The following is a 20,694-nucleotide window of genomic DNA, read 5'->3' as shown; positions in this document are numbered from 1 at the left end:
AACTCAAGCCAAATAAAAAACATTTGATTAAAACTGCTTATATTCAAATAGCAAAAACCACGCCTGAGCGTGGTTTTTTATTTTAGCCTGCAACGAAAATCTTAGTGATTTTCTGAAGCATGGTTAATGGTGTATTTCGGAATTTCAATTTCCAGATCCTCATCGTCCAGTTTAACCTGACAAGAAAGACGTGAATCAGGTTCTAGACCCCAAGCACGATCGAGTAAGTCAGCTTCAACATCATCCATTTCTTCCAGACTGTCAAAACCTTTGCGTACCACTACATGGCAGGTGGTACACGCTGCTGACATATCGCAGGCATGTTCGATTTTAATGCCATTTTTCAGCAGGCTTTCGCAAAGATTGGCATTTTGTTCGACTTCAAACTCAGCACCTTCGGGGCAAATCTGCGCATGTGGAAGAACTTTAATACGTGGCATAGTCGTTACCTTAAATTAGTTTGAGTTTGACCAGTCGTCGAGTTTAGTACCCTTGAGAGCAGCATCAATATGTTGATTCATACGTGCTGCTGCAAAAGCATCACTATGTATTTTAAGCTGTTCAACTGCAGATTCAATTGCTTTGATATCTGAACCCTGAAGCTGAGTTTCAAGTTGTCCCTGTGCAGTTTGCAATGCTGCAAGCTGTTCCTCAGTCAAAAGACTAGCATCTGCTTTGAGTGCCTGAACCAGTGCTTCCAGTTCACGCTGTGCTTCAACTTTGGTTTCATTCAAATGACGAAGATTTTTATCTTCTTCAGCGAACTTATAACCCTCTAGCAACAGGCGTTCAGTATCTTCACCCGATAAACCATAAGATGGCTTGATATCGATTTGAGCAGTCACGCCAGAGGTGGTTTCTTTGGCAGATACAGTCAGCAAGCCATCAGCATCCACCTGGAAAGTCACTTCAATACGTGCTTGTCCGGCAGTCATTGGTGGAATGCCATGCAGCACAAATCGGCCCAGACTACGACAATGTTCAACCAGATCACGTTCACCTTGAACCACATGAATTAACATGGCAGTCTGGCCATCTTGATAAGTGGTAAATTCCTGACGACGAGCGACTGGAATCGCAGTATTGCGCGAAATTAATCGTTCAACCAGTCCGCCCATGGTTTCAAGACCAAGAGACAATGGGGTCACGTCCAATAACAAGGAACCATCAGTCGAGTTGCCAATTAATTGGTTCGCAGTAATTGATGCGCCAATCGCAACCACTTCATCCGGGTTAATGGTGCATAGCGGTTCTTGATTGAATACTTCACGCACGGCTTTTTGTACCGCATAAGAACGGGTTGAGCCACCGACCAAAACGACATTCTGAATATCATCCAGTTCAAGCTTGGCATCACGCATCACACGCTTACATACGCTGATGGTTTTATCCAAAGCAACTTTGATGATCTCTTCAAATGTCGGGCGGTCAAGCGTCAATACTTGATCAAGCAATTTGAGTTGAACTGAATCTGCATCAGACAAAGCTTCTTTGGCTTTACGTGCCGCAACGACAAAATGTGCATATTCGGCATCATTCAAAGTGTCAATATTCAGTTGTTTCTTGGCCCATTTCAGGATCAAACGATCCAGGTCATCACCACCGAGGGCAGTGTGGCCACCGGTTGCCAGAACTTCAAACACACCTTGACTAAAACGCAGAATCGAAACGTCAAAGGTACCGCCACCCAAGTCATAAATCACATAGTTGCGATCTGTACTCAGATTACTTTCCTGATCAAGACCATAAGCCACAGCAGCAGCAGTTGGCTCATTCAACAAACGTAAAACATTCAAGCCGGCAAGCTGGGCAGCATCACGGGTTGCCTGACGTTGGGCTTCATCAAAGTATGCCGGAACAGTAATCACTGCACCATTGACCGGGTTTTGCAGACTGGCTTCAGCGCGGTCTTTCAACTGCTTTAAAATTTCTGCAGAAATCTCAACCGGAGTCTTACGGCCTTGCGCGGTTTCAAAAGCCGGCATTTCATTCGCTTCACCAACCAACGCATAAGGGTGCTGGAATTTGATGTCACCTTTCGAACGACCCATAAAACGTTTTACAGAAACGATGGTGTTTTTAGGGTCAGAAGTAATGAAAGGCGCAGCTTCATTGCCGTATTGAGTCTGTTGTTCTGCATAATGCACGATAGAAGGAAGTAGCACACGACCTTGTTCGTCATTAAGTACTTTGGCTTTACCTGAAAGAACCGTGGCAACCAAAGAGTGGGTGGTGCCTAAATCGATACCAATCGCAATGCGGTGTTCATGTGGTGCACTTGATTGACCTGGTTCTGCAATTTGCAAGAGAGCCATAGTGTTACATCCTTTGCACGTTAAATATTAAATACTAAAAATTAGAAATCATCATCAAGATCAAAGCTGTCATCGTCCAGGAAGCGGTCTTCCGCTTTGTCGATATCGGCCATGACTTTAACGAAGAAGCGTAGTTTGCGCACTGTATCGCGTGCTTCGGCCCAGTCTTCATCCGCATAATCAATTTTGAACTCGCGAACCAAGCCCTCAATCCATTGCTGGACTTCGACTTTCAGTGAAGTTAAATCTTCAGCAGAAGTTGCATCGTCAAGTTGTTCACGAATTTCCAGAGCGTCCTGCAAGAATTCAAAATCACTGATCGACTGATCTAAGTGATAATCCTGTTTCTTGAGAGTCAGTAAATACGCTGCACGGCTATCGACCGCTGACAAGGCTTTAAATGCCTGATTGATATCACTTGATTTAATCAGAGCTTGATCTTTGTCTTCAGCTTTATCTGGGTGATATTGTTGCTGCAACTTTAAAAATTCAGTCTTTAAAGCCGCCAAATCAATATCGAGTGCTACAGGAAGGTTGAACAACTCAAAATGATTCATGGGAGATGGGATCCGCGATTAATGAGCAAAAATAACTGTATAAATGCAATTAAAACAGTGTGAAACACACTGTTTTAATGTCAAAAGAGAATAACTGCCGGGTTTATACAGTGAAGGATTCACCACAACCGCATTCGCCTTTTTTGTTGGGGTTGTTAAATTCGAAGCCTTCGTTCAAGCCGTTTTTAACATAGTCCATCTCCATACCTTCAAGATAAACCAGGCTTTTCGGGTCAACGAATACTTTAACCCCAAACTGCTCAAAGGCTTGGTCATGTGTATCGACTTCATCGACGAACTCGAGCACATAGGCCAGACCAGAACAGCCTGAAGTTTTCACACCAACGCGAATGCCTTCACCCTTACCGCGATTTTTTAAATAATTGCTGATATGAGTTGCAGCATTTTCAGTTAAATGGATCATGAAAACTCCGTTAAAATTTCAAAACGTGGAACAATTAAGCTTTAACTTTCTTGCTACGGTAGTCTTCTACAGCTGCTTTGATTGCATCTTCAGCAAGAACAGAGCAGTGTACTTTTACTGGTGGAAGTGCAAGTTCAGTTGCAATATCAATGTTCTTGATCGCTTGAGCTTGATCCAAAGTTTTACCTTTGAGCCATTCGGTCACAAGTGAACTTGATGCAATGGCAGAACCACAACCATAAGTTTTGAAACGTGCTTCTTCAATCACGCCTTCATCGTTTACCTGAATCTGTAAACGCATCACGTCACCACATGCTGGCGCACCAACCATACCAGTACCAACGTTTTCAGCATTTTTGTCTAAAACGCCAACATTACGAGGGTTTTCGTAATGATCAATTACTTTTTCGCTATAAGCCATGTTGCTTCTCCAAACCTCGGGGTCAGCCTTAGTATTAAATATGGGGGTAAAAAAACTTTTCTCAATGAGATAGCAACGGATTTGTCACTATCTCAGAATGAAAATTAGTGCTCAGCCCACTCAACTTTAGAAAGGTCAATACCTTCCTTATACATATCCCAAAGCGGAGAAAGTTCACGTAACTTCTCAACAGCAGCTTTAGTGATAGTCAATACGTGATCGATATCTTCTTCAGTAGTGTATTTACCAAAGCTGAAGCGGATCGAACTGTGTGCAAGTTCGTCTGAAAGACCCAATGCACGAAGTACATAAGATGGTTCAAGTGTTGCAGATGTACATGCCGAACCTGAAGATACCGCAGCGTCTTTCAATGCCATCATCAATGATTCGCCTTCAACGAAGTTGAAGCTAATGTTTAAGTAGTTCGCAACGTTTTGTGTTGGATGGCCGTTCAGGAACACTTGTTCAAGACCTTGTAAACCATTCCATAGCTTGTCGCGAAGTACACGTAAACGAGTCTGTTCAGCTTCCAGGTTTTTGCCTGCAAGTTCAAAGGCTTCACCCATACCTACAATCTGGTGAGTCGCAAGGGTACCTGAACGCATACCTCGTTCATGGCCGCCACCGTGCATTTCAGCTTTAAGGCGTACACGTGGGCTACGACGTACAAACAGTGCGCCAATACCTTTAGGGCCATAGATTTTGTGCGCAGAGAAGCTCATCAAGTCTACTTTTAAAGTTGAAAGATCAATTTCAACTTTACCTGCTGCCTGAGCCGCATCCACGTGGAAGAAAATCTTGTTGGCGCGAGTGATTTCGCCAATCGCTGCAACATCAGTCACAGTGCCGATTTCATTGTTTACCATCATCAGGGAAACAAGAATCGTGTCTGGACGAATCGCTGCTTGTACCATTTCTGGAGTAATTAAACCGGTTTGAGGTTGCGGCTCAATATAGGTAATTTCAAAACCTTCTGACTCAAGTTCACGACAGGTATCTAAAACTGCCTTATGTTCGATTTTAGAGGTAACGATATGTTTACCTTTAGATGCATAGAAATGAGCCACACCTTTAAGCGCAAGGTTGTCTGACTCGGTTGCACCTGAAGTCCATACGATTTCACGTGGATCAGCTTTAATTAAATTCGCAACTTGTTCACGTGCATATTCAACTTTTTCTTCTGCTTGCCAACCATACGCGTGTGAACGAGATGCCGCATTACCAAAGGTACCATCGAATGTTAAGCATTCCATCATACGTTCAGCAACCTGAGGATCTACAGGAGTTGTAGCTGCATAATCAAGATAAATCGGACGTTTCATGTCAAATACCTGTAACCGATAAAAGGGCTGAATCTAAAGGTGCTGATTTTTGGCGTAATGACACAGTCTGGACGTTGTCACGTGCAACCAGATCAGCAAGCGAGATTTTTTCTAAATAATCGGCGATGTGATGGGAGAGTTCCTGCCATAAATCATGAGTCAAGCACATCGCACCATTCTGGCAGTTGCCTTTATGGTCACAGCGAGTCGCATCAACTGTTTCGTTTACAGCTTCAATAATTGCTAACACAGTAATTTCATCTGCATTACGTGCTAAATGGTAACCACCATTTGCGCCACGAACACTAGAAACTAAACCATGACGCTTGAGCTTCGCAAATAACTGCTCAAGATAAGCAACAGAAATAGTTTGACGTGCTGCAATTTCAGCGAGCGTTATCGTTTTTTCAGAAGGCTGCAAAGCTAGATCAAGTAGAGCAGTCACAGCGTAGCGACCGCGAGTGGTTAGGCGCATGATTCGATACACATGGTTAGACTAGATGTGTAGATTTTATGAATCCCGACTAAATTAGTCAAGTTATTTTTAGTAGACCTTAGTGGGATTTAATTTTTGGAGAATGAAAGATTTACATGCTCAGCCAATTATACACTAATAACGTAATCAAAAGTACGCTGCTCAGGCCAAAAATGATATTAATACGCTTTTGACGGCGTTCGATCCGTTTCAGGCGGTTTTTATACTGTTTGACTTCCACTTGCAGGGTATTGATCTTGGAGCGCTGTTCTTCAATTTTCTTTAAAAGCGGTGCAATACGCTTTTTAGAAGCAATAATTTCCGCTTCATCCGTCGGCGCATCAGACAGCCAGTGTTTCCAGTCGGCTAATACTTTAGGCAAACTGAATACGGTTAACAGATCACGAAATTCATCTTTTAAAACCTGATGACCATCAATACGCATGCTACGAATGCTACGACGATTACCAAAAATGAAAATTTTAATCAGATCGGGAAGTGTAGTGCGTACATCCAGGTCGACAATGCGGCCCGGTGCTTTATGGTCAAACAATAGTCCATTGGGGGTGAATTGCACATAAAAGTCGAAATACGGAATATAGCTATTGATTTTAATCGAGATGTTTTCATCTACAAACTTTTTGGCCTGTAATGCAACGACACGATCATGCTTGAGAATGAAAGTAAATATTGTCTCTAAAACAATTAACGTCATCGTAAGCAACAAATGCGGTTGATTTTGACTTTGTTGCGATTCGCTCATATACAACCAATCCTTACCTGAAATATAAAGTGAAAAAGCTTCCTGCTTGTGAAGAGATTTCAGGGTTAAATCAAATTAGACTTGAAATAAATTGCTTTGTAGAACAGTTTATCAAATCTATCAAGTACTAAATTTGCTATTATGCAGTGGTTTTGTAGAATAATTTATAATAATTGCGCAGAAAACAAACAGGAGCCGTGCACATGGACAAGTCAAAAACAGCACAAGACTCAGCTGAAGCTTCGAATGAGAAAATGCTGAAACCCAAGTCTAAATCTGCCTCGGAGCGCAAATCGGTTCTTGATTTTCGTAAATACACCAAACAGATCTGGTTGGCTGGACTTGGGGCATTTTCACGTGCAGAAGAGGAAGGCAATAAACTGTTTGACTCGCTGGTCAAGGTCGGGGAAGAACTTGAATCTAAAACTGCAGATATTGCCGATCAAACTGTAGAGAAGGTTTCAGAAAAAGCCAAAGAGTCGGTCACAGACACCAAAGACAAAGTGGAAAAATTAATCGACAACTCTGTTCATCACTCATTGAATCGTATAGGATTAGTCACACTGAAGGATGTACAGTATTTGGAACGTTTAATTCTCCAGTTGCATGCCAAGGTTGATCAGTTGACTGCGGAACAAGAAAAAATGAAAGAAGAATTGCCGAAAAAACTTAAATAAAATGACTTTATTTATTATTCAATGTTTTTTTCGCATATTTTTTGAAAAAAAAGAGGTTCTTAAGTATTGCGTTTATACCTAAAGCATTGCTATAAAGGCGTTATGGCATGTTAAACCAATTCTTGAACCTTAAATAAACGATATTAAGAGGACGTAATCTTCATGAATAAATCAGAATTAATTGATGCAATTGCAGAAAAAGGGGGATTATCTAAGGCTGACGCAGGTAAAGCTTTAGATGCTACAATTGCTTCTGTTACTGAAGCTTTAAAATCGGGTGATACAGTAACTTTAGTGGGTTTTGGTACTTTCGGTGTGAAAGAACGCGCTGCACGTACTGGCCGTAACCCACAAACTGGTGCTACTCTTGAGATCAAAGCAAGCAAAGTACCTAGCTTCAAAGCAGGTAAAGGCTTAAAAGACGCTGTAGCTTAAGCTTACCCAGCGACGAAACGCGCCTTCTTTGGCGCGTTTTTTATTGATAAATTTAATTGTGATGATTAACACATTCATTCAATGGGTATTTTCGGTTAAAATCCTTTGCAAATAAAATATTGGAATACTTATGGAAGCTTTTCGTAAAGTTATTAAGGGTTGGTTGGGCAAAGTCTTGCTCGTTCTGTTTTTGACCCCGTTAGCACTTGTAGGTATTGAAGGATATTTTAGCAGCGGAAACTCTGATGCGGCAAAATCAGTGAACGGGACTGAAATATCTCAAAAAGAATTAGAGTCACTGACCAAATCATTTAAAGAACAATATCTCAGTTATGCCAATGGGGATGAAACTTTACTGAATCAAAGCTTCATTGACCAAAAAGCCATGGATACTCTGGTTGCACGTACTTTATTGCTGCAACAGGCTGAAGAATTAGGGATCAGTCTGAGTGACCAGCAAATTGAACAGATGATTGCTCAGCAGCCTACTTTCCAGCAAGATGGAAAGTTCTCGAATTCTTTATATGAAAATTATCTAAAATCAATTGGCATGACCAATCGCGCTTTGATTGAAAGTTTACGTAAAGATCATGCGCTGAAGATGCTGTCATCGACTTTCCTGGATTATCCATTGGTAAGCCCAGTCGAAATGCAGCAGATTGCTGATTTACAAACTGAACAACGTCATATTCATATTTCCAGCATTAATCTGGACAGCTATAAAAAAGATGTCAAAGTGACGGATGCAGATATTGCTGCCTATTATGAAAAACACAAAACGCTATTCAAACAGCCGACCAGCGTAGATGTCGACTATGTGGTGTTAAAGCCAAGCGATATTCAGGTGGAGAGTTTAGCGGTTACAGAGGCTGAGCTTCAGGAAGCGTACACGGCTTTTGTCGCGACACAAAAACAGGCAGTTAAACCAGATGTGAAGCATATTTTAATTACGGCGGACAGTCGTAGTGATGCTGAAGCGAAAAAACTGGCGACCGAGATTGCAGCCAAAATTAAAGCCGGTACCACTTTTGCTCAAGCTGCAGCACAATATTCTGAAGATCCTGAATCTAAGTCTAAAGGTGGTGCGCTTGCTGTCTATGAAGAAGGTGTATTTGGCACTGCATTTGACCAGACGGTTAATTCTTTAAAATCAGGTCAGGTTTCTGCACCGGTGAAAACAGATTATGGATACCACATTATTTCTGTGCAAACGCCAGATGTTGCGGTTCCTTCTTTTGAGTCACAAAAAGCACGTTTGTCTGAAGAAGCCTTGGCTGCTAAAAAATCCAATGCATTCTCTGATACGGTCAATACGCTAAATGATATGGTAGTAGGAAGTGATTCTCTGGATGTCGTTACACAGGAAGTTAAAGGTGTACAAGTCCAGAAAGCCCAAGGAGTAAAACTTTCGACTCGTGATCCAGTGCTGAGCGATGCTAACCTCAAGGTTAAACTGTTTAATGACGATGTTAAAAATGGTGATCGTAATGCTTCATCAAGCATTCAGTTGGCCAATGGTGATGTAGCCTGGATCAAGGTGCGTAATTATCATGCTGCTGGCGAACAAACACTGGCAGAAGCAAAACCGCGTGTTAAGGCTCAGTTGATTGAAGACAAAGCAGCTGCTTTGGCAAAAGCAAAAATTCAGAAAGCTTTGGATGAGTTCAAAACCAAACCGGCTGCGGCAGTGGCGAAAGGTGATTTGATCTTTGAAGATGCTGGTGTTTACACACGTGCTGAAGGTTTGCTAAAACGTGATGTACAGCGTGCGGCTTTTAGTCTTCCGACACCAAAAGCAGGCCATTGGTCAGTGACGACAGCGAAAATGCCGAATGAGCTGGTTGTGGTTGCGGTATCAGAAGTGAAGAAGAACCCGGTAGATGTATTGAGTGCAGAACAACGCAGTGAGTTGGTGAAGTTATATCAACAACTTCGTGGTCAGCAGGAATTTGATGACTATACGCGTTACCTGAAATCTCAGGCAAAAATCAAATAAAATTGTTGTATAAAAAAACCAGCCTGCGGGCTGGTTTTTTTATGCTCTAAGCAAATAATGGATTAAGCACGAATAATCAGTTCATAACCAGTATATTTGCGCATATTAATTACGCCAGTATCCAGAATTAAGTACTGCCCCTTGATGCCTTGTAACTTGCCACGAATTAAGGGAGTTTTATCAAGATTATGCGATTTAATCTTTTCCGGATATTGTTCTACCGGATAAATAAACTCTCGTGCGAATTCATCTTCCAATACTTCAATATTTTCATTAAATTCTAGATTCTGATTAAATTCTTCGCGAATGCTTTGAATTTTAGGCGCAAATTCTTCCAGCAGTTGTTCACGCACTTCAATCAGGTTCAATGGTTCTGCTTCACCTTTCAGTAGCTTGCGCCAGTCAGTTTTATCAGCAACCTGCGTACCAAACATGACCTCAAGCTTTCCGGAAAGACGACGTGAGCCCACTTTCATAATCGGCAGGGCCTGGGTGGCACCCTGATCAAGCCAGCGAGTCGGCATTTGGCTGGTACGGGTAATGCCGACCTTTAATGCACTGGAATTGGCCAGATAGACAATATGTGGTTGGAAGCAGACATTCTGTGCAAATTCATCTTCGCGGCAAGTGCCCAAATGATAATGGCACGTCTCTGGCTTCATGATGCACATATCACATGAAGCATTGGTTTTAAAACATTTAAAACAGTGACCTTGCGAAAATGATTTGGAAGTTTTGTTGCCACAGGACACGCAGTAAATATTACCGGTCCATTCAATCTCGATTTCCTGGCCTAAATTAAACGGAAGATCAATTTCTGCACGATCTAAAATTAATTTATATTCAACATTTGCCCGCTGTATCTGTTGATCAGTTACACTAAGGTCCTTGAGGCCGACGTGCATTTTATGACAAATGCCCTGAAGTTCCATAAAAATTACTCACTTAAATCATAAGGATGCAGTTATGGCTGAGCAGAATGTCATTACCTCGATGCTAGACGATTTCGCACAGGAACAGCCAATTCATACTGCTATTTGTATTGGGCAGGACTTGAGCCAAGTCCAGTTTCAGCCAGCTATTCAATGGTCCTATTTTAGCGTATCTGACTTTTTAAATCTGCCTTTTCAGCAACGTTATGACTTGGCTGTGGTGATGCTGGATACTGTAGAAACAGAACATTTGTCTGAACAGATCATGAGTCAAATTCTGGTGAAATTACGTGATTTGTTTGCCAAACGGCTAGTGGTGATCAGCCGGATGCAAAATGAAAAGTTATTGAGAGCTTTAGGATTTACCCAGCTGATTGACAAAACTATACATGAGGCCGATTTTGCGCTGTGGCAGTTTAATATTTTAACCTATAAGCACGTGCCAGACTGGTTTAACTCCAAATTTTGGGCCAATCCGGAAAACTGGGATAAATTTCGCTGGTAAGCTAAAAACTAGCTTAACTAAGATTGCAAATATTAACACAATCTTGCCTAGACAATATGAGGGCAGGCCGTATTCTGTAATTAAGATGCACATAGGATATAGGATATGACAAACCTGAGTAGTATTGTGGAAATATTAGCAAAGCAGGCATTGGGTGGCGGGCAGTCGCAGCAGAAATCCTCACAACAAGGTGGCTTGGCAGATATCCTAGGGTCTGTGCTAGGGCATTTAAACCAGTCAAATCCTCAGCAAAATCAAAATACTCAAAACCAGCAAAATCAAACCGACCAGCAGAATCGACAAAATGGTCTGGGGGCAATTTTAGGTTCAGTACTAAGTCAGCTCGGTGGTGGTAGTACTCAAAGTACTGCTCAGTCTCGTTCAGGACTAGGTGGTTCTACCGGTAAAACCCTATTGATTGCTGTATTGCCTTTAGTGTTGGCCTGGATTCAAAAGCAAGGCGGTTTGCAAGGTGCGTTGGACAAGCTAAAAGGACAGGGACTCAACAGCCAGGTCGATGATTGGGTATCGACTGGTCCCGGTGAAAATGCCAATGTTGATCCGCAGCAGATGCAAAACCTGTTTGATGATCAGGAAGTTGAAGAAGTAGCACAGCAAACGCATGCACCGAAGCAGGATGTTTATAGTGCGATTTCACAGGTCTTGCCGCAGATTATTGATTCGCTTACTCCACAAGGTGAGCAGACCAGTAAGCAAGAAGCCAATAATGATATTCAAAATGTATTGAATATGGTTTCAGGACTTCTTAAAAAATAAATCTAAACATTAAAAAAATCCCGATATCTGTCGGGATTTTTTAATAACTATTAAATGATTTAGAATTTAATCTAGATTCATGCTAAACAGCTGATTAGATTTACAAATTTTCTTGGCAACATAATGAGATTTTCTCATGCGAATCAGGATAATCTGCGACTGAAAACCGAGTTCACCAAACTCGGGTTCTACCTGTACATAATGCAGTTGCCCATATTCATCCCGTACCCGTGCTTGAGCAGAAAAGCCGGGACGGGCATTGCCACTGGAAATCGTCGCCAGACGACCAAGTAAATTGACATTGTTCTTTTTATATTTGGGTGGAATAACCTGATCCAGACAGTGAATCATAAAAATAGTAAAAAAAGTCGCAATGATCAAAGCCGGAATAATGAGGTAGTAAGCAGGCAGAAACTTAAATTCCTGGGAATATATCAGGAACTGTAAAACATAGCCGGCAAAGCTAAAATTCATCAGGAAGAAAAACACAATCAAGGTTTTGGAGAATTTGACGTTTAGTAGATCCATCTGCTGAAAGTCATAAGGTGAAATTTTTTGCAGAAACTTGCTGGGTCTGAGTCCAAAATAGAAACCAATGGTTTTCACCACACCAAACAGAATAATCGCCAATAAACTCAGATGAAAAGGCATCAGGTTATAGTCTAGAAAAAATTCAGGCATGGTGAAGTCCGTTTTAGTCTTATTCTGAGAGGTAAATTCCACCATCAGAATGCACGGTAATCTCTACTTTTTCAAGTGCTTGACCTTGGCAAGGCCCAGAAATGCATTCACCGCTTTCTACCAGAAACAAGGCGCCATGCGTAGAGCACTCAATAAATTCCTGATCACGATCCAGAAACTGGTTTTCCAGAAATTCCAGTTCGACCTGCAAATGCGGACACAGGTTTTGATAGGCATAGAAGGCACCGTCACGCTGTGTGATAAAGATATTATCTCCATCAGGAAGCTCAAAAGAGCGTGCTTCGCGCTCTGGAACGTCTTCGGTCATGCAGATTTTAAACATTAAGCACATTCCTTTTGAAAGTCTTGTAATAATGCCGCATAGTCTTCAACTGCCAGGCGCGGACCAAATTGTGAAACCACTTGGCTCGAAATGAGAATTGCCAGTTCAGCCGCAGCTTGAAGGCCCAGATTAGCATTCAATCCGTACAGGAAAGCCCCGGCAAAAGCGTCACCGGCACCGTTGGCATCTACTGCAGTAACTTTGCGACCTGGAACAGTAAAGGTATTCTGATGATCAGAAATGAGTGCACCTTCAGCTGACAATGTAATGACAACGTGTTGACTGATTGCTTTTAATTTAAGCAGGGCTGCCTCAAGATTATCTGTTTCTGTATACATCAGCGCTTCTTGCTGGTTACATAGCAGTAGGTCAACACCATCTGCAATCATTTCATCCAGACCGGCACGCGCGTATTGCACCATGGCAGGATCAGATAAAGTTAGAGCAATTTTAACGCCATTAGCACGTGCAATATCACGTGCTTGTTGTACCGCATGACGTGCTGTTTCAGAAGTTGATAAATATCCTTCAAGATATAACCATTTCGCGCTATTGAGTGCGCTGAAATCGATTTGTTGATCAGTCAGTTCGGCCGTAATACCCAGATAAGTATGCATGGTACGTTCAGAATCAGGGCTGACCAGAACCATACATGTCCCTGTCACGCCTTCACTGATCGATTGGGTGGTGGTCTTAATGCCGGCATCATTCAAACCTTGCAGGTAGATGTGTCCCAGTTCGTCATTTCCGACACGACAGCCATAAAATGCAGAACCACCGAGCGCAGAAAATGCCACGGTAGTGTTGGCTGCTGAACCGCCTGAAGCCTGACCCTTATACACTTGAGTCGCTTGAAGATTTTGATAAAGAGTGGCCTGAGTCTCACCATCTGCAAGTTGCATGGTGCCTTTTTGCAAGTGATGTGCAGTTAAAAAGTCATCAGAAACTTTAAATTCTTGGTCAATCAGCGCATTACCAATCGCAAAAAGATCAACAGTTGCCATGTTCAAATATCACATTAAAAATGAAAGTCCTAAGTTTACACGATTGCTTGGGATAGCTGTAGTTTGCTGAATCATTTTCAAATAATTTAAAAAAATGCTGTATTTTGTTCAGCAGCTATCTTTGGTCTAAAAACTGACTTATTTTTGTGCACTAGGGCGCTGCAGCATTGATTTAAGGATCACATTTTATTTATAAAGAGATATCGCTCCTGGCATGATACTTTAAGTCGCTTGGCAACTGTCATTCTCCACAACAATTTCAAATAGTGTGCGTATATGAATATTAAAATTGTAACAGCCGAACAACTCCCGGATCAGATCGAAACACTGGCAACTCTGGCACGTAAAGAAGGCTATAATTTGGTAGATAAGTTAATAGAAGAATATCGCACCGGGAAAAACTGCTTTAGCCACGCCAATGAATATCTGGTGGTGGCGCATGATGGCAAGAAATTGGTTGCCTGTGGCGGCTTAAACCAGCAATTGGGAGATAACGGCATTGAAGACCGCATTGGTCGTGTACGCCGTTTCTATGTGCATCCGAAATATCGTCAGCATGGCGTAGGCAAACAGCTTTTGGCTTACCTGGAGCAATTGGCACGTCCGCATTATTCAGCTTTGTGCCTGCAAACAGATACCCGACTGGCCGCCAGTTTTTATCAAAAGCAGAATTATGTATTTGTGGAAAACAATCCAAGCTATAACTATTTTAAATATCTGATTTCTTAAGCTTGTAAATACTCATCTAGAGGCAGGAAGTAAATTTGATGATTTAATTTTCAAATGATCAAGTTTACTTAATTCGATCAAAATCCTCGGTTTTCAACGTGAATAATTCAGATAACTAAAGCTATAATGCGCTTAGTTATTTTAATTAAAGCATTAGGAGATCGCATGACTGTAGATGTCACTGAAACCATTTCTCAAACTGTACATCCTGCGTTTCAGTTGGTACGTCAACAACATGTTGAAGCTTTAGACATTTTCGTGTCTGAATATAAACATAAAGTGACTGGCGCCACACATTATCATCTGGCGACCAATCACGACGAAAATGTCTTTCTGGTGGCGTTTCGTACCCAGCCGATGGATTCTAAAGGCGAAGCACATATTCTGGAACATACTGCGCTGTGTGGTTCAGAAAAATTCCCGGTGCGTGATCCATTCTTCCTGATGATTCGCCGTTCACTGAATACTTTCATGAATGCCTTTACTGCGGCGGACTGGACTGCGTACCCATTTGCGACGCAGAACAGCAAGGATTTCCAGAACCTGCTTGAAGTGTATATGGATGCAGCATTTGCTGCGAACCTCAATCCACTAGATTTTGCCCAGGAAGGCATTCGCATTGAGCTGGAAAATGGCGAGCCTGTCTATAAAGGCGTGGTCTTTAATGAAATGAAAGGTGCGATGAGTTCGCCTTCAGATCAGTTGTATCACACGCTGGCGCATCATTTATTCCCAAATACGACCTATCACTATAATTCGGGTGGTGATCCTAAAGATATTCCTGACCTGACTTACCAGGAGTTAGTTGATTTCTATAAGTCACATTACCATCCAAGTAATGCAGTCTTCATGACCTTTGGCAATAAAACAGCATTCGAACTGCAAGAGCAGTTTGAACATCTGGCATTGTCTAAATTTGAAAAAGGTCAGACGCTGTATCCAACACCTGAAACCCGCCTGACTGCACCATTGACGGTTACAGACAGCTATGCGGTCGATGCCGAAGATCTACAGGACAAGACCTATCATGTGCTGTCATGGTTATTACCGGAAGCCAGTGACATTAAACTGCGTTTGGGCATGCGTTTAGTTGAAGGTATCTTATTAGAAGATTCAGCATCGCCACTGCGTCATTATCTGGAAACTTGTGGTTATGCAGATGCAACAGGTCCATTCATGGGCGTGGATGATTCTAATTTTGAAATGACTTTCTACTGCGCGGTACAGGGTTCAAATCCTGAACATGCAGAAGAATTTAAAAATGGTGTGTTTAAGGTTCTGGAAGATGTTGCCTCTAAACCAGTTGATCAGAGCATGGTCGATGCGATCCTGCATCAAATTGAATTGCATCAGCGTGAAATCAATGGCGATGGTACGCCGTATGGTTTGAGCTTGATTCTGAGCGGTCTGGGCAGCGCGATTCATCACCGTGACCCGGTCGAAGTTTGGGATGTGGACTCTGCCATTGCTGCAGTCAAAGAAGAACTACAAGATCCGATGTGGCTTTCCAATCTGATCAAACAGCATCTGCTGGATAACCCGCATCGTGTCCAACTGACACTGGTTCCGGATGCGACCAAATCTGCCAAAGAAGCAGCGGATGAAAAAGCGCGTCTGGCTGAAATTGGCAAGAATCTGACTGAAGAGCAAAAAGCTGAAATTATTGCGCAGACTGAGGCATTAAATGTGCGTCAAGATACACCAGATGACTTGAACTTGTTGCCGAAAGTCGGTCTGGAAGATGTCCCTGCGGAATTGCAAATTGTTCAAGGCCAGTTGCGCGAGATTATCTGTAACCGTGTTGATACGCCGTTGAACCTGTATCATGCCGGCACCAATGGGATTTATTATCAACAGGTTCTGGTCAATATTCCGGATGAAGTGGTGCAGTCGCCTTACTTTAACCTGCTGTCGATCCTGATGGGTGAAGTTGGTGCGGGTGAGTATGATTATCTTGAGTTCCAGCAACTGCAAACAGCGGTAAGTGGCGGTCTGGGCATGGGCGCATCTTTGCGTTCTAAAGTCGATGACAAAAACAAAATTACTGCCTGGTTGACGTTGACCACCAAATCTTTGGTGAATCATCTGGATGCAATTCGTCTGTTAAAGATCGGTTTTGAACAGCTTCGTTTTGATGAGAAAGACCGTATTGTTGAACTGTTACAACAGCGTAAAACGCGCTGGCAGTCACGTATTTCTGGTTCTGGACATAGCTATGCAATGCAAACGGCTTCACGTCAGCATAGTGCATTGGCTTTGCGTGATTATCACAATACCGGTTTGGGTGCATTGAACTGGCTGATCGAACTGGTCTCAAAAATTGAAAAAGATCCGGCTGAATATGATCTGCTGATTGACGAGTTAAAACGAATTCATCGTGTCTTGTTGCAAGCACCAAAGCAATTCCTGCTAGTGTGTGAAGAACCACAATCTGAGCATCTGATCGAAGAAATCCAGAATGTCTGGGACAAACTTGCGGTGGATTCTGCACCAGTTGCACTGACTCAAGTCGAAAAACTGACCCATGATCAGCACGAAGCCTGGTTGATTCAAGCAAATGTCCAGTTCTGTGCGGCTGCTTATCCGGCAGTTGAAGTCTCACACCCTGATGCTGCTGCATTGATGGTACTGGCGGGTTATTTGCGTAATGGCTTCCTGCACAGCGCCATCCGTGAAAAAGGCGGTGCCTATGGTGGTGGTGCCAGCTATGACGGCAATGCTTGTTCATTCCGTTTCTACAGCTACCGTGACCCACGTCTGGCAGAAACTTTCCAGGATTTTGATGCCAGTATCCAGTGGTTACTCAATGCACCACAACAGCCGCATCAACTGGAAGAAGCCATTCTGGGTCTGATTGCCAGCATGGATAAACCGGGTTCACCGGCGGGTGAAGCGATCACTGCATGTTATGCCTATCTGCATCAACGTACACCAGCGTTCCGTAAAAAATTACGTGAACGTTTATTGAATGTCACACTGGATGATTTGCAGCGTGTTGCACAGACCTATCTGGTCGAGCAGCAGGCGACGAAAGCAGTTGTGGCACCAGTGGCAAAGCGTGAAATGCTGGAGCAGCTTGGTTTTGTAATTCAACAAGTTCTATAAATAAAAAGAAGAGGATAAGGGATGGCGCTTAATTCGTTTAAGCGCTCAACTCTGCAGCTGAGCGTTTTGCTGGGCTGTGCAGTTGGGACGCAAGTGAATGCGGAAGAAATAGTAGTTAACAGCCCCATGCCGGCAACGGCCGAAGCCTGTGCCGCACTGGAAAGTAGTGCAGAGCGTCTGGCTTGCTATGATGCTTTATTTAAAATTCCGGTCACTGAGAAGCCTGCAATCGTTTCTGAACGTCGTGCAGCAGCAGAAATTGCGCCTGAACCCGATAATTTAAAAGCGAAAATTGGCCAAACTGTTTCCAATATTTATGCTTCTGAAGGATCAAAGCTGACGCCGAATCTGTCTTTGCTGGATAGCCGATGGGAACTCTCTCCGGAAAGTAAATTAGGCACCTGGAACATTCGTTCTTATCAGCCCGTGTATTTGATGCCAGGTTTCTGGACATCAAAGAAAAATGAATTCCCTCAAAGTGAAAATCCAGAAAACACAGTGAAGGAAGACCAAAATCTTACCTCAACCGAAGCAAAGTTTCAGTTGTCTTTAAAGACCAAGGCGGTTGAAAATATCTTGGGAGATAATGGCGATCTCTGGCTTGGTTATACCCAATCTTCACGTTGGCAGGTGTATAACTCGGAAGAATCACGTCCGTTTCGTGAAACCAACTATGAACCCGAAGCCAGTTTAATCTTCCGTACCAACTATGATCTTTTAGGTCTTAACTGGCGTATGTTGGGATTGACCATTAATCATCAGTCCAATGGCCGTTCTGATCCGTTATCACGTAGCTGGAACCGGGTGATGCTGAATCTCGGTTTTGAAAAAGACAATTTTGCCTTGATGGTTCGTCCTTGGTATCGCTTTGAAGAGAAGCGAGAAGATGATAACAATCCAGAAATCAAAAACTATATTGGCCGTGGAGACATGACCGCATTTTATCGTTATAAGGAGCATGATTTTTCATTGATGCTGCGACATACTTTAAAAGGTGGAGATAACAACCGTGGAGCCGTACAGTTCGATTGGTCATTCCCGATCAGTGGGCGTTTGCGTGGTCAATTCCAGCTTTTTGATGGTTACGGAGAAAGCCTGATTGATTATAACCACCGTGCCACTTATGTCGGTTTAGGTGTCTCCTTGATGAACTGGTTCTAAAATTCCCACTTGAATCATCTTGGAATGAAAATAAAAAACCATGCCGCTGCATGGTTTTTTCTAGGTAGATTAACCAATCTGGATTTCTGAAGGCGGATGTTTGAGACGACTCTTTTTGGGAGTCGCAATAAAATAAGCAAGTGTGAGTGGCCCTAGACGACCTGCGAACATTAACAACATCAGAATGATCAAACTGGCCGGTTGTAGCTCCTCTGTCACCCCTCGGGACAAGCCAACGGTACAGGCTGCAGACACAGCTTCAAATAACAGATCCAGAAAATCCTGCTCAGGTTCCAAGATTAATAAGCTCATAAAACCCATCATGATCAACGCTGCAGTAATACACACGACGGCCAATGCTTTAAAAGTGGTTTTTTCAGGAATAGAGTGATTAAACAGCCGGATCTCATCTTCGCGTCTTAAAAAACTGATTACGCTGATGACCACAATAATAAACGTACCGACCTTAATGCCGCCCGCCGTACTTAAGGAACCTCCCCCGATAAACATGAGCAGCATGGTAATGAGACTGGATGCATCACTCATTTGTTCCATTGGCAAGCTATGAAAACCTGAAGAGCGGGGAACGGTGGCATGGAACCAGGCATTCACGGCCTGATCGCCCAAACTCATGAGACCTAAGGTCTGTGGATTGGAAGCCTCCAATAGCCAAAGTACGATAAAAGCACTTAGGTTCAGACCCAGAATCGTTGAGAGGATTAGCTTGCTGTTGGTACTCAACTTACGCCAGCGCTTATGTTCTTTGACGTCCATCAGCACCAGAAAACCGATACCGCCAATGATATACAACATACTGATGGTAAAGGTAATCAGATACTGTCCTGAAAAGCTCATCAAGCTATTTGGAAATAGTGAAAATCCACCATTATTAAAAGCGGAGACGCTATAAAAAGCTGCATAAAATAGTGCATCGCTAAACTGATATTCTTTGAGCCAAGCCAAAGTCAGAATCAGCGTGCCGATCGCTTCAAAAAACAGGGAGTATAAAAACACGGCTTTAATGGTAAAACTGACTTTCTTCAGGCTGGTTTGTCCAATGGACTCCTGTGCCATGACTTGTTGTTTTAGCCCCAGTTGCGGTCCCAGACTCATCACTGCCAGAATGGCAAAGGTCATAAAACCCAAGCCGCCGCATTGCAACAAAAACATAATCACGATTTGACCAAATACGGTATAGGCTTCACCGACATTCACCACCGATAGCCCTGTAATAGTCACAGCAGAAGTTGCTGTAAAAATCGCCTCTAGCCAGCTGATTTCTCCATGATGTGCAATAGGCAGCATCAATAGCAGTGAGCCGATCAGAATTAATCCGAGAAAACCCAAAGCCAGTAAGCTTGGAGGACTGAGGTTAATCGTCCTGTGTTGCTTTAAATCAGAACTTTTCATAGATGTTTAAAATATTTAGCAAGACGGCGCAAAGGTTCCAGCAATCCTTCAACCAGTAAAATATCGCCTTCCTGAAGAATCTGATTGGCATCTACGTGATATTGCAATGTAGATCCGCGTTTATGTAATAAGGTCGTGATTTCAGGAGCATGCTTAATCAACTGATTCAGTGGCGTACCATGATGATCCGCATGAATTTCAATTTTGACAATATAATGATCATCCTCAAGCGCCATATAACGACTGACCATAGGATAGCTTAATGACTGTGCCACCCGAACGCCCATATCTTCTTCAGGATGAATGATTTTTTCAACATTGAGATGGGTCAGAATCATGTGATGGGATTTGGATTTGGCCTTCACCCAGATTTTCTTCACGCCCATATTTTTTAAGTGCAATACACACAGAATGCTGGCCTCAATATCCTCTCCAATTGCCACAACAACGGCATCACAGCGCTGAATGTTCAGCTCATCCAGTACATGTTCATCGGTTGCATCGGCAATCACGGCATGGGTCAGTTGATCGGAAATGTTTTCTACATATTTTTTATTCAGGTCGATTCCGATCACTTCATGCTTCAGGCTGATCAGTTGCGTGGCCACGGTCGCACCGAAACTGCCAAGCCCGATGACTGCAAATAATGCCATTTGCTATCC

Annotated in this window: 22 protein-coding genes; 8 read left to right on the top strand and 14 right to left on the bottom strand. The window is 42.8% G+C overall.

From position 1 onward, the window contains the following. Positions 1–101: 101 nt before the first annotated feature. The 8 genes from fdx to ACTL4S_RS04625 form a co-directional block, all read right to left on the bottom strand. On the bottom strand, positions 102–440 hold the full coding sequence (fdx, locus tag ACTL4S_RS04660; RefSeq protein ID WP_004279821.1) for an ISC system 2Fe-2S type ferredoxin: 339 nt from the start codon (positions 438–440) through the stop codon (positions 102–104). 15 nt (positions 441–455) lie between these two features. Then, positions 456–2,315 carry a Fe-S protein assembly chaperone HscA gene (gene hscA / locus ACTL4S_RS04655; protein ID WP_441298854.1) on the bottom strand — a complete coding sequence of 620 codons (1,860 nt, stop codon included), beginning with the start codon at positions 2,313–2,315 and terminating at the stop codon, positions 456–458. A 41-nt stretch (positions 2,316–2,356) separates the two neighbouring features. After that, positions 2,357–2,872, bottom strand: a complete 516-nt coding sequence (gene hscB / locus ACTL4S_RS04650) for a Fe-S protein assembly co-chaperone HscB (protein ID WP_004279818.1) — start codon at positions 2,870–2,872, stop codon at positions 2,357–2,359. Positions 2,873–2,975: 103 nt separating this feature from the next. Continuing rightward, complete coding sequence (gene iscA / locus ACTL4S_RS04645; RefSeq protein ID WP_004279817.1) at positions 2,976–3,296, bottom strand: iron-sulfur cluster assembly protein IscA; 321 nt, start codon at positions 3,294–3,296, stop codon at positions 2,976–2,978. A 34-nt stretch (positions 3,297–3,330) separates the two neighbouring features. After that, positions 3,331–3,717: a Fe-S cluster assembly scaffold IscU gene (gene iscU, locus ACTL4S_RS04640; protein WP_004279815.1), complete on the bottom strand. Its 387-nt coding sequence runs from the start codon at positions 3,715–3,717 to the stop codon at positions 3,331–3,333. Between the two features lie 104 nt (positions 3,718–3,821). Further along, positions 3,822–5,039 (bottom strand): IscS subfamily cysteine desulfurase, encoded by a 1,218-nt coding sequence (locus ACTL4S_RS04635; protein ID WP_004279813.1) that lies wholly within the window; start codon positions 5,037–5,039, stop codon positions 3,822–3,824. Position 5,040: 1 nt separating this feature from the next. Then, a complete protein-coding gene (locus tag ACTL4S_RS04630) occupies positions 5,041–5,514 on the bottom strand; it encodes an Rrf2 family transcriptional regulator (protein ID WP_004279811.1) in 474 nt (157 codons plus the stop codon). Between the two features lie 112 nt (positions 5,515–5,626). After that, on the bottom strand, positions 5,627–6,277 hold the full coding sequence (locus ACTL4S_RS04625) for a hypothetical protein (protein ID WP_005107155.1): 651 nt from the start codon (positions 6,275–6,277) through the stop codon (positions 5,627–5,629). Between the two features lie 203 nt (positions 6,278–6,480). Here ACTL4S_RS04625 and ACTL4S_RS04620 point away from each other — a divergent pair, with 203 nt between their 5' ends. The 3 genes from ACTL4S_RS04620 to ACTL4S_RS04610 all read left to right on the top strand — a co-directional run bounded on the left by ACTL4S_RS04620 (position 6,481) and on the right by ACTL4S_RS04610 (position 9,385). After that, positions 6,481–6,954, top strand: a complete 474-nt coding sequence (locus ACTL4S_RS04620) for a phasin family protein (protein ID WP_004646766.1) — start codon at positions 6,481–6,483, stop codon at positions 6,952–6,954. A gap of 162 nt (positions 6,955–7,116) precedes the next feature. Then, complete coding sequence (gene hbs / locus ACTL4S_RS04615; protein ID WP_004279807.1) at positions 7,117–7,389, top strand: non-specific DNA-binding protein Hbs; 273 nt, start codon at positions 7,117–7,119, stop codon at positions 7,387–7,389. 130 nt (positions 7,390–7,519) lie between these two features. Next, positions 7,520–9,385 carry a SurA N-terminal domain-containing protein gene (locus ACTL4S_RS04610; RefSeq protein WP_441298853.1) on the top strand — a complete coding sequence of 622 codons (1,866 nt, stop codon included), beginning with the start codon at positions 7,520–7,522 and terminating at the stop codon, positions 9,383–9,385. Between the two features lie 62 nt (positions 9,386–9,447). Here the strand turns inward: ACTL4S_RS04610 and ACTL4S_RS04605 are convergent, their stop codons facing one another. Further along, positions 9,448–10,317 (bottom strand): DUF2797 domain-containing protein, encoded by an 870-nt coding sequence (locus ACTL4S_RS04605; protein WP_213687207.1) that lies wholly within the window; start codon positions 10,315–10,317, stop codon positions 9,448–9,450. A gap of 34 nt (positions 10,318–10,351) precedes the next feature. Between ACTL4S_RS04605 and ACTL4S_RS04600 the strand changes: the two genes are divergently transcribed. Both ACTL4S_RS04600 and ACTL4S_RS04595 read left to right on the top strand, forming a co-directional pair. Further along, on the top strand, positions 10,352–10,822 hold the full coding sequence (locus tag ACTL4S_RS04600; RefSeq protein ID WP_213687208.1) for a DUF6231 family protein: 471 nt from the start codon (positions 10,352–10,354) through the stop codon (positions 10,820–10,822). Between the two features lie 105 nt (positions 10,823–10,927). After that, the gene (locus tag ACTL4S_RS04595) at positions 10,928–11,599 is read left to right on the top strand and encodes a YidB family protein (RefSeq protein WP_441298852.1); all 672 of its coding nucleotides are present in this window, start codon (positions 10,928–10,930) and stop codon (positions 11,597–11,599) included. Between the two features lie 66 nt (positions 11,600–11,665). On the opposite strand, the gene ACTL4S_RS04590 is transcribed toward ACTL4S_RS04595, so the two are convergent. From ACTL4S_RS04590 to ACTL4S_RS04580, 3 genes are read right to left on the bottom strand one after another with little or no spacing between them, the layout of a single operon-like run. Continuing rightward, positions 11,666–12,280 carry an OB-fold-containig protein gene (locus ACTL4S_RS04590; RefSeq protein WP_441298851.1) on the bottom strand — a complete coding sequence of 205 codons (615 nt, stop codon included), beginning with the start codon at positions 12,278–12,280 and terminating at the stop codon, positions 11,666–11,668. 19 nt (positions 12,281–12,299) lie between these two features. Further along, positions 12,300–12,608, bottom strand: a complete 309-nt coding sequence (locus tag ACTL4S_RS04585; protein WP_004279797.1) for a Rieske (2Fe-2S) protein — start codon at positions 12,606–12,608, stop codon at positions 12,300–12,302. A gap of 14 nt (positions 12,609–12,622) precedes the next feature. Further along, positions 12,623–13,627 (bottom strand): adenosine kinase, encoded by a 1,005-nt coding sequence (locus ACTL4S_RS04580; protein WP_441298850.1) that lies wholly within the window; start codon positions 13,625–13,627, stop codon positions 12,623–12,625. 276 nt (positions 13,628–13,903) lie between these two features. Here ACTL4S_RS04580 and ACTL4S_RS04575 point away from each other — a divergent pair, with 276 nt between their 5' ends. The 3 genes from ACTL4S_RS04575 (at position 13,904) to ACTL4S_RS04565 (ending at position 18,622) form a co-directional block, all read left to right on the top strand. After that, the gene (locus ACTL4S_RS04575; RefSeq protein ID WP_180087298.1) at positions 13,904–14,356 is read left to right on the top strand and encodes a GNAT family N-acetyltransferase; all 453 of its coding nucleotides are present in this window, start codon (positions 13,904–13,906) and stop codon (positions 14,354–14,356) included. 165 nt (positions 14,357–14,521) lie between these two features. Beyond that, positions 14,522–17,461, top strand: coding sequence for an insulinase family protein (locus ACTL4S_RS04570; protein ID WP_441298849.1), 2,940 nt, complete (start codon positions 14,522–14,524; stop codon positions 17,459–17,461). A gap of 21 nt (positions 17,462–17,482) precedes the next feature. After that, positions 17,483–18,622, top strand: coding sequence for a phospholipase A (locus tag ACTL4S_RS04565; protein ID WP_441298848.1), 1,140 nt, complete (start codon positions 17,483–17,485; stop codon positions 18,620–18,622). A gap of 69 nt (positions 18,623–18,691) precedes the next feature. Here ACTL4S_RS04565 and ACTL4S_RS04560 read toward each other — a convergent pair whose 3' ends face one another. Beyond that, positions 18,692–20,032 carry a TrkH family potassium uptake protein gene (locus tag ACTL4S_RS04560; RefSeq protein ID WP_441298847.1) on the bottom strand — a complete coding sequence of 447 codons (1,341 nt, stop codon included), beginning with the start codon at positions 20,030–20,032 and terminating at the stop codon, positions 18,692–18,694. Beyond that, positions 20,029–20,685 (bottom strand): potassium channel family protein, encoded by a 657-nt coding sequence (locus tag ACTL4S_RS04555; protein ID WP_441298846.1) that lies wholly within the window; start codon positions 20,683–20,685, stop codon positions 20,029–20,031. Before ACTL4S_RS04555 ends, ACTL4S_RS04560 begins: the two co-directional genes overlap by 4 nt. Positions 20,686–20,694 lie beyond the last annotated feature (9 nt).

This window comes from Acinetobacter lwoffii (genome assembly GCF_052078135.1).
GTDB classification, from domain to species: domain Bacteria; phylum Pseudomonadota; class Gammaproteobacteria; order Pseudomonadales; family Moraxellaceae; genus Acinetobacter; species Acinetobacter lwoffii_Z.
The sequence above is the reverse complement of the archived record's forward strand: the minus strand, read 5'-3'. Positions and strand labels throughout refer to the sequence as shown.

Coding starts and splice junctions, on each gene's coding strand:
- ACTL4S_RS04595 (WP_441298852.1), top strand. CDS start 10,928: ATGACAAACCTGAGTAGTATTGTGGAAATATTAGCAAAGCAGGCATTG.
- ACTL4S_RS04585 (WP_004279797.1), bottom strand. CDS start 12,608: ATGACCGAAGACGTTCCAGAGCGCGAAGCACGCTCTTTTGAGCTTCCT.
- ACTL4S_RS04620 (WP_004646766.1), top strand. CDS start 6,481: ATGGACAAGTCAAAAACAGCACAAGACTCAGCTGAAGCTTCGAATGAG.
- ACTL4S_RS04575 (WP_180087298.1), top strand. CDS start 13,904: ATGAATATTAAAATTGTAACAGCCGAACAACTCCCGGATCAGATCGAA.
- hscB (WP_004279818.1), bottom strand. CDS start 2,872: ATGAATCATTTTGAGTTGTTCAACCTTCCTGTAGCACTCGATATTGAT.
- ACTL4S_RS04625 (WP_005107155.1), bottom strand. CDS start 6,277: ATGAGCGAATCGCAACAAAGTCAAAATCAACCGCATTTGTTGCTTACG.
- iscA (WP_004279817.1), bottom strand. CDS start 3,296: ATGATCCATTTAACTGAAAATGCTGCAACTCATATCAGCAATTATTTA.
- ACTL4S_RS04605 (WP_213687207.1), bottom strand. CDS start 10,317: ATGGAACTTCAGGGCATTTGTCATAAAATGCACGTCGGCCTCAAGGAC.
- iscU (WP_004279815.1), bottom strand. CDS start 3,717: ATGGCTTATAGCGAAAAAGTAATTGATCATTACGAAAACCCTCGTAAT.
- hbs (WP_004279807.1), top strand. CDS start 7,117: ATGAATAAATCAGAATTAATTGATGCAATTGCAGAAAAAGGGGGATTA.
- ACTL4S_RS04590 (WP_441298851.1), bottom strand. CDS start 12,280: ATGCCTGAATTTTTTCTAGACTATAACCTGATGCCTTTTCATCTGAGT.
- ACTL4S_RS04580 (WP_441298850.1), bottom strand. CDS start 13,627: ATGGCAACTGTTGATCTTTTTGCGATTGGTAATGCGCTGATTGACCAA.
- ACTL4S_RS04560 (WP_441298847.1), bottom strand. CDS start 20,032: ATGAAAAGTTCTGATTTAAAGCAACACAGGACGATTAACCTCAGTCCT.
- fdx (WP_004279821.1), bottom strand. CDS start 440: ATGCCACGTATTAAAGTTCTTCCACATGCGCAGATTTGCCCCGAAGGT.
- ACTL4S_RS04570 (WP_441298849.1), top strand. CDS start 14,522: ATGACTGTAGATGTCACTGAAACCATTTCTCAAACTGTACATCCTGCG.
- ACTL4S_RS04635 (WP_004279813.1), bottom strand. CDS start 5,039: ATGAAACGTCCGATTTATCTTGATTATGCAGCTACAACTCCTGTAGAT.
- ACTL4S_RS04610 (WP_441298853.1), top strand. CDS start 7,520: ATGGAAGCTTTTCGTAAAGTTATTAAGGGTTGGTTGGGCAAAGTCTTG.
- ACTL4S_RS04600 (WP_213687208.1), top strand. CDS start 10,352: ATGGCTGAGCAGAATGTCATTACCTCGATGCTAGACGATTTCGCACAG.
- ACTL4S_RS04555 (WP_441298846.1), bottom strand. CDS start 20,685: ATGGCATTATTTGCAGTCATCGGGCTTGGCAGTTTCGGTGCGACCGTG.
- hscA (WP_441298854.1), bottom strand. CDS start 2,315: ATGGCTCTCTTGCAAATTGCAGAACCAGGTCAATCAAGTGCACCACAT.
- ACTL4S_RS04630 (WP_004279811.1), bottom strand. CDS start 5,514: ATGCGCCTAACCACTCGCGGTCGCTACGCTGTGACTGCTCTACTTGAT.
- ACTL4S_RS04565 (WP_441298848.1), top strand. CDS start 17,483: ATGGCGCTTAATTCGTTTAAGCGCTCAACTCTGCAGCTGAGCGTTTTG.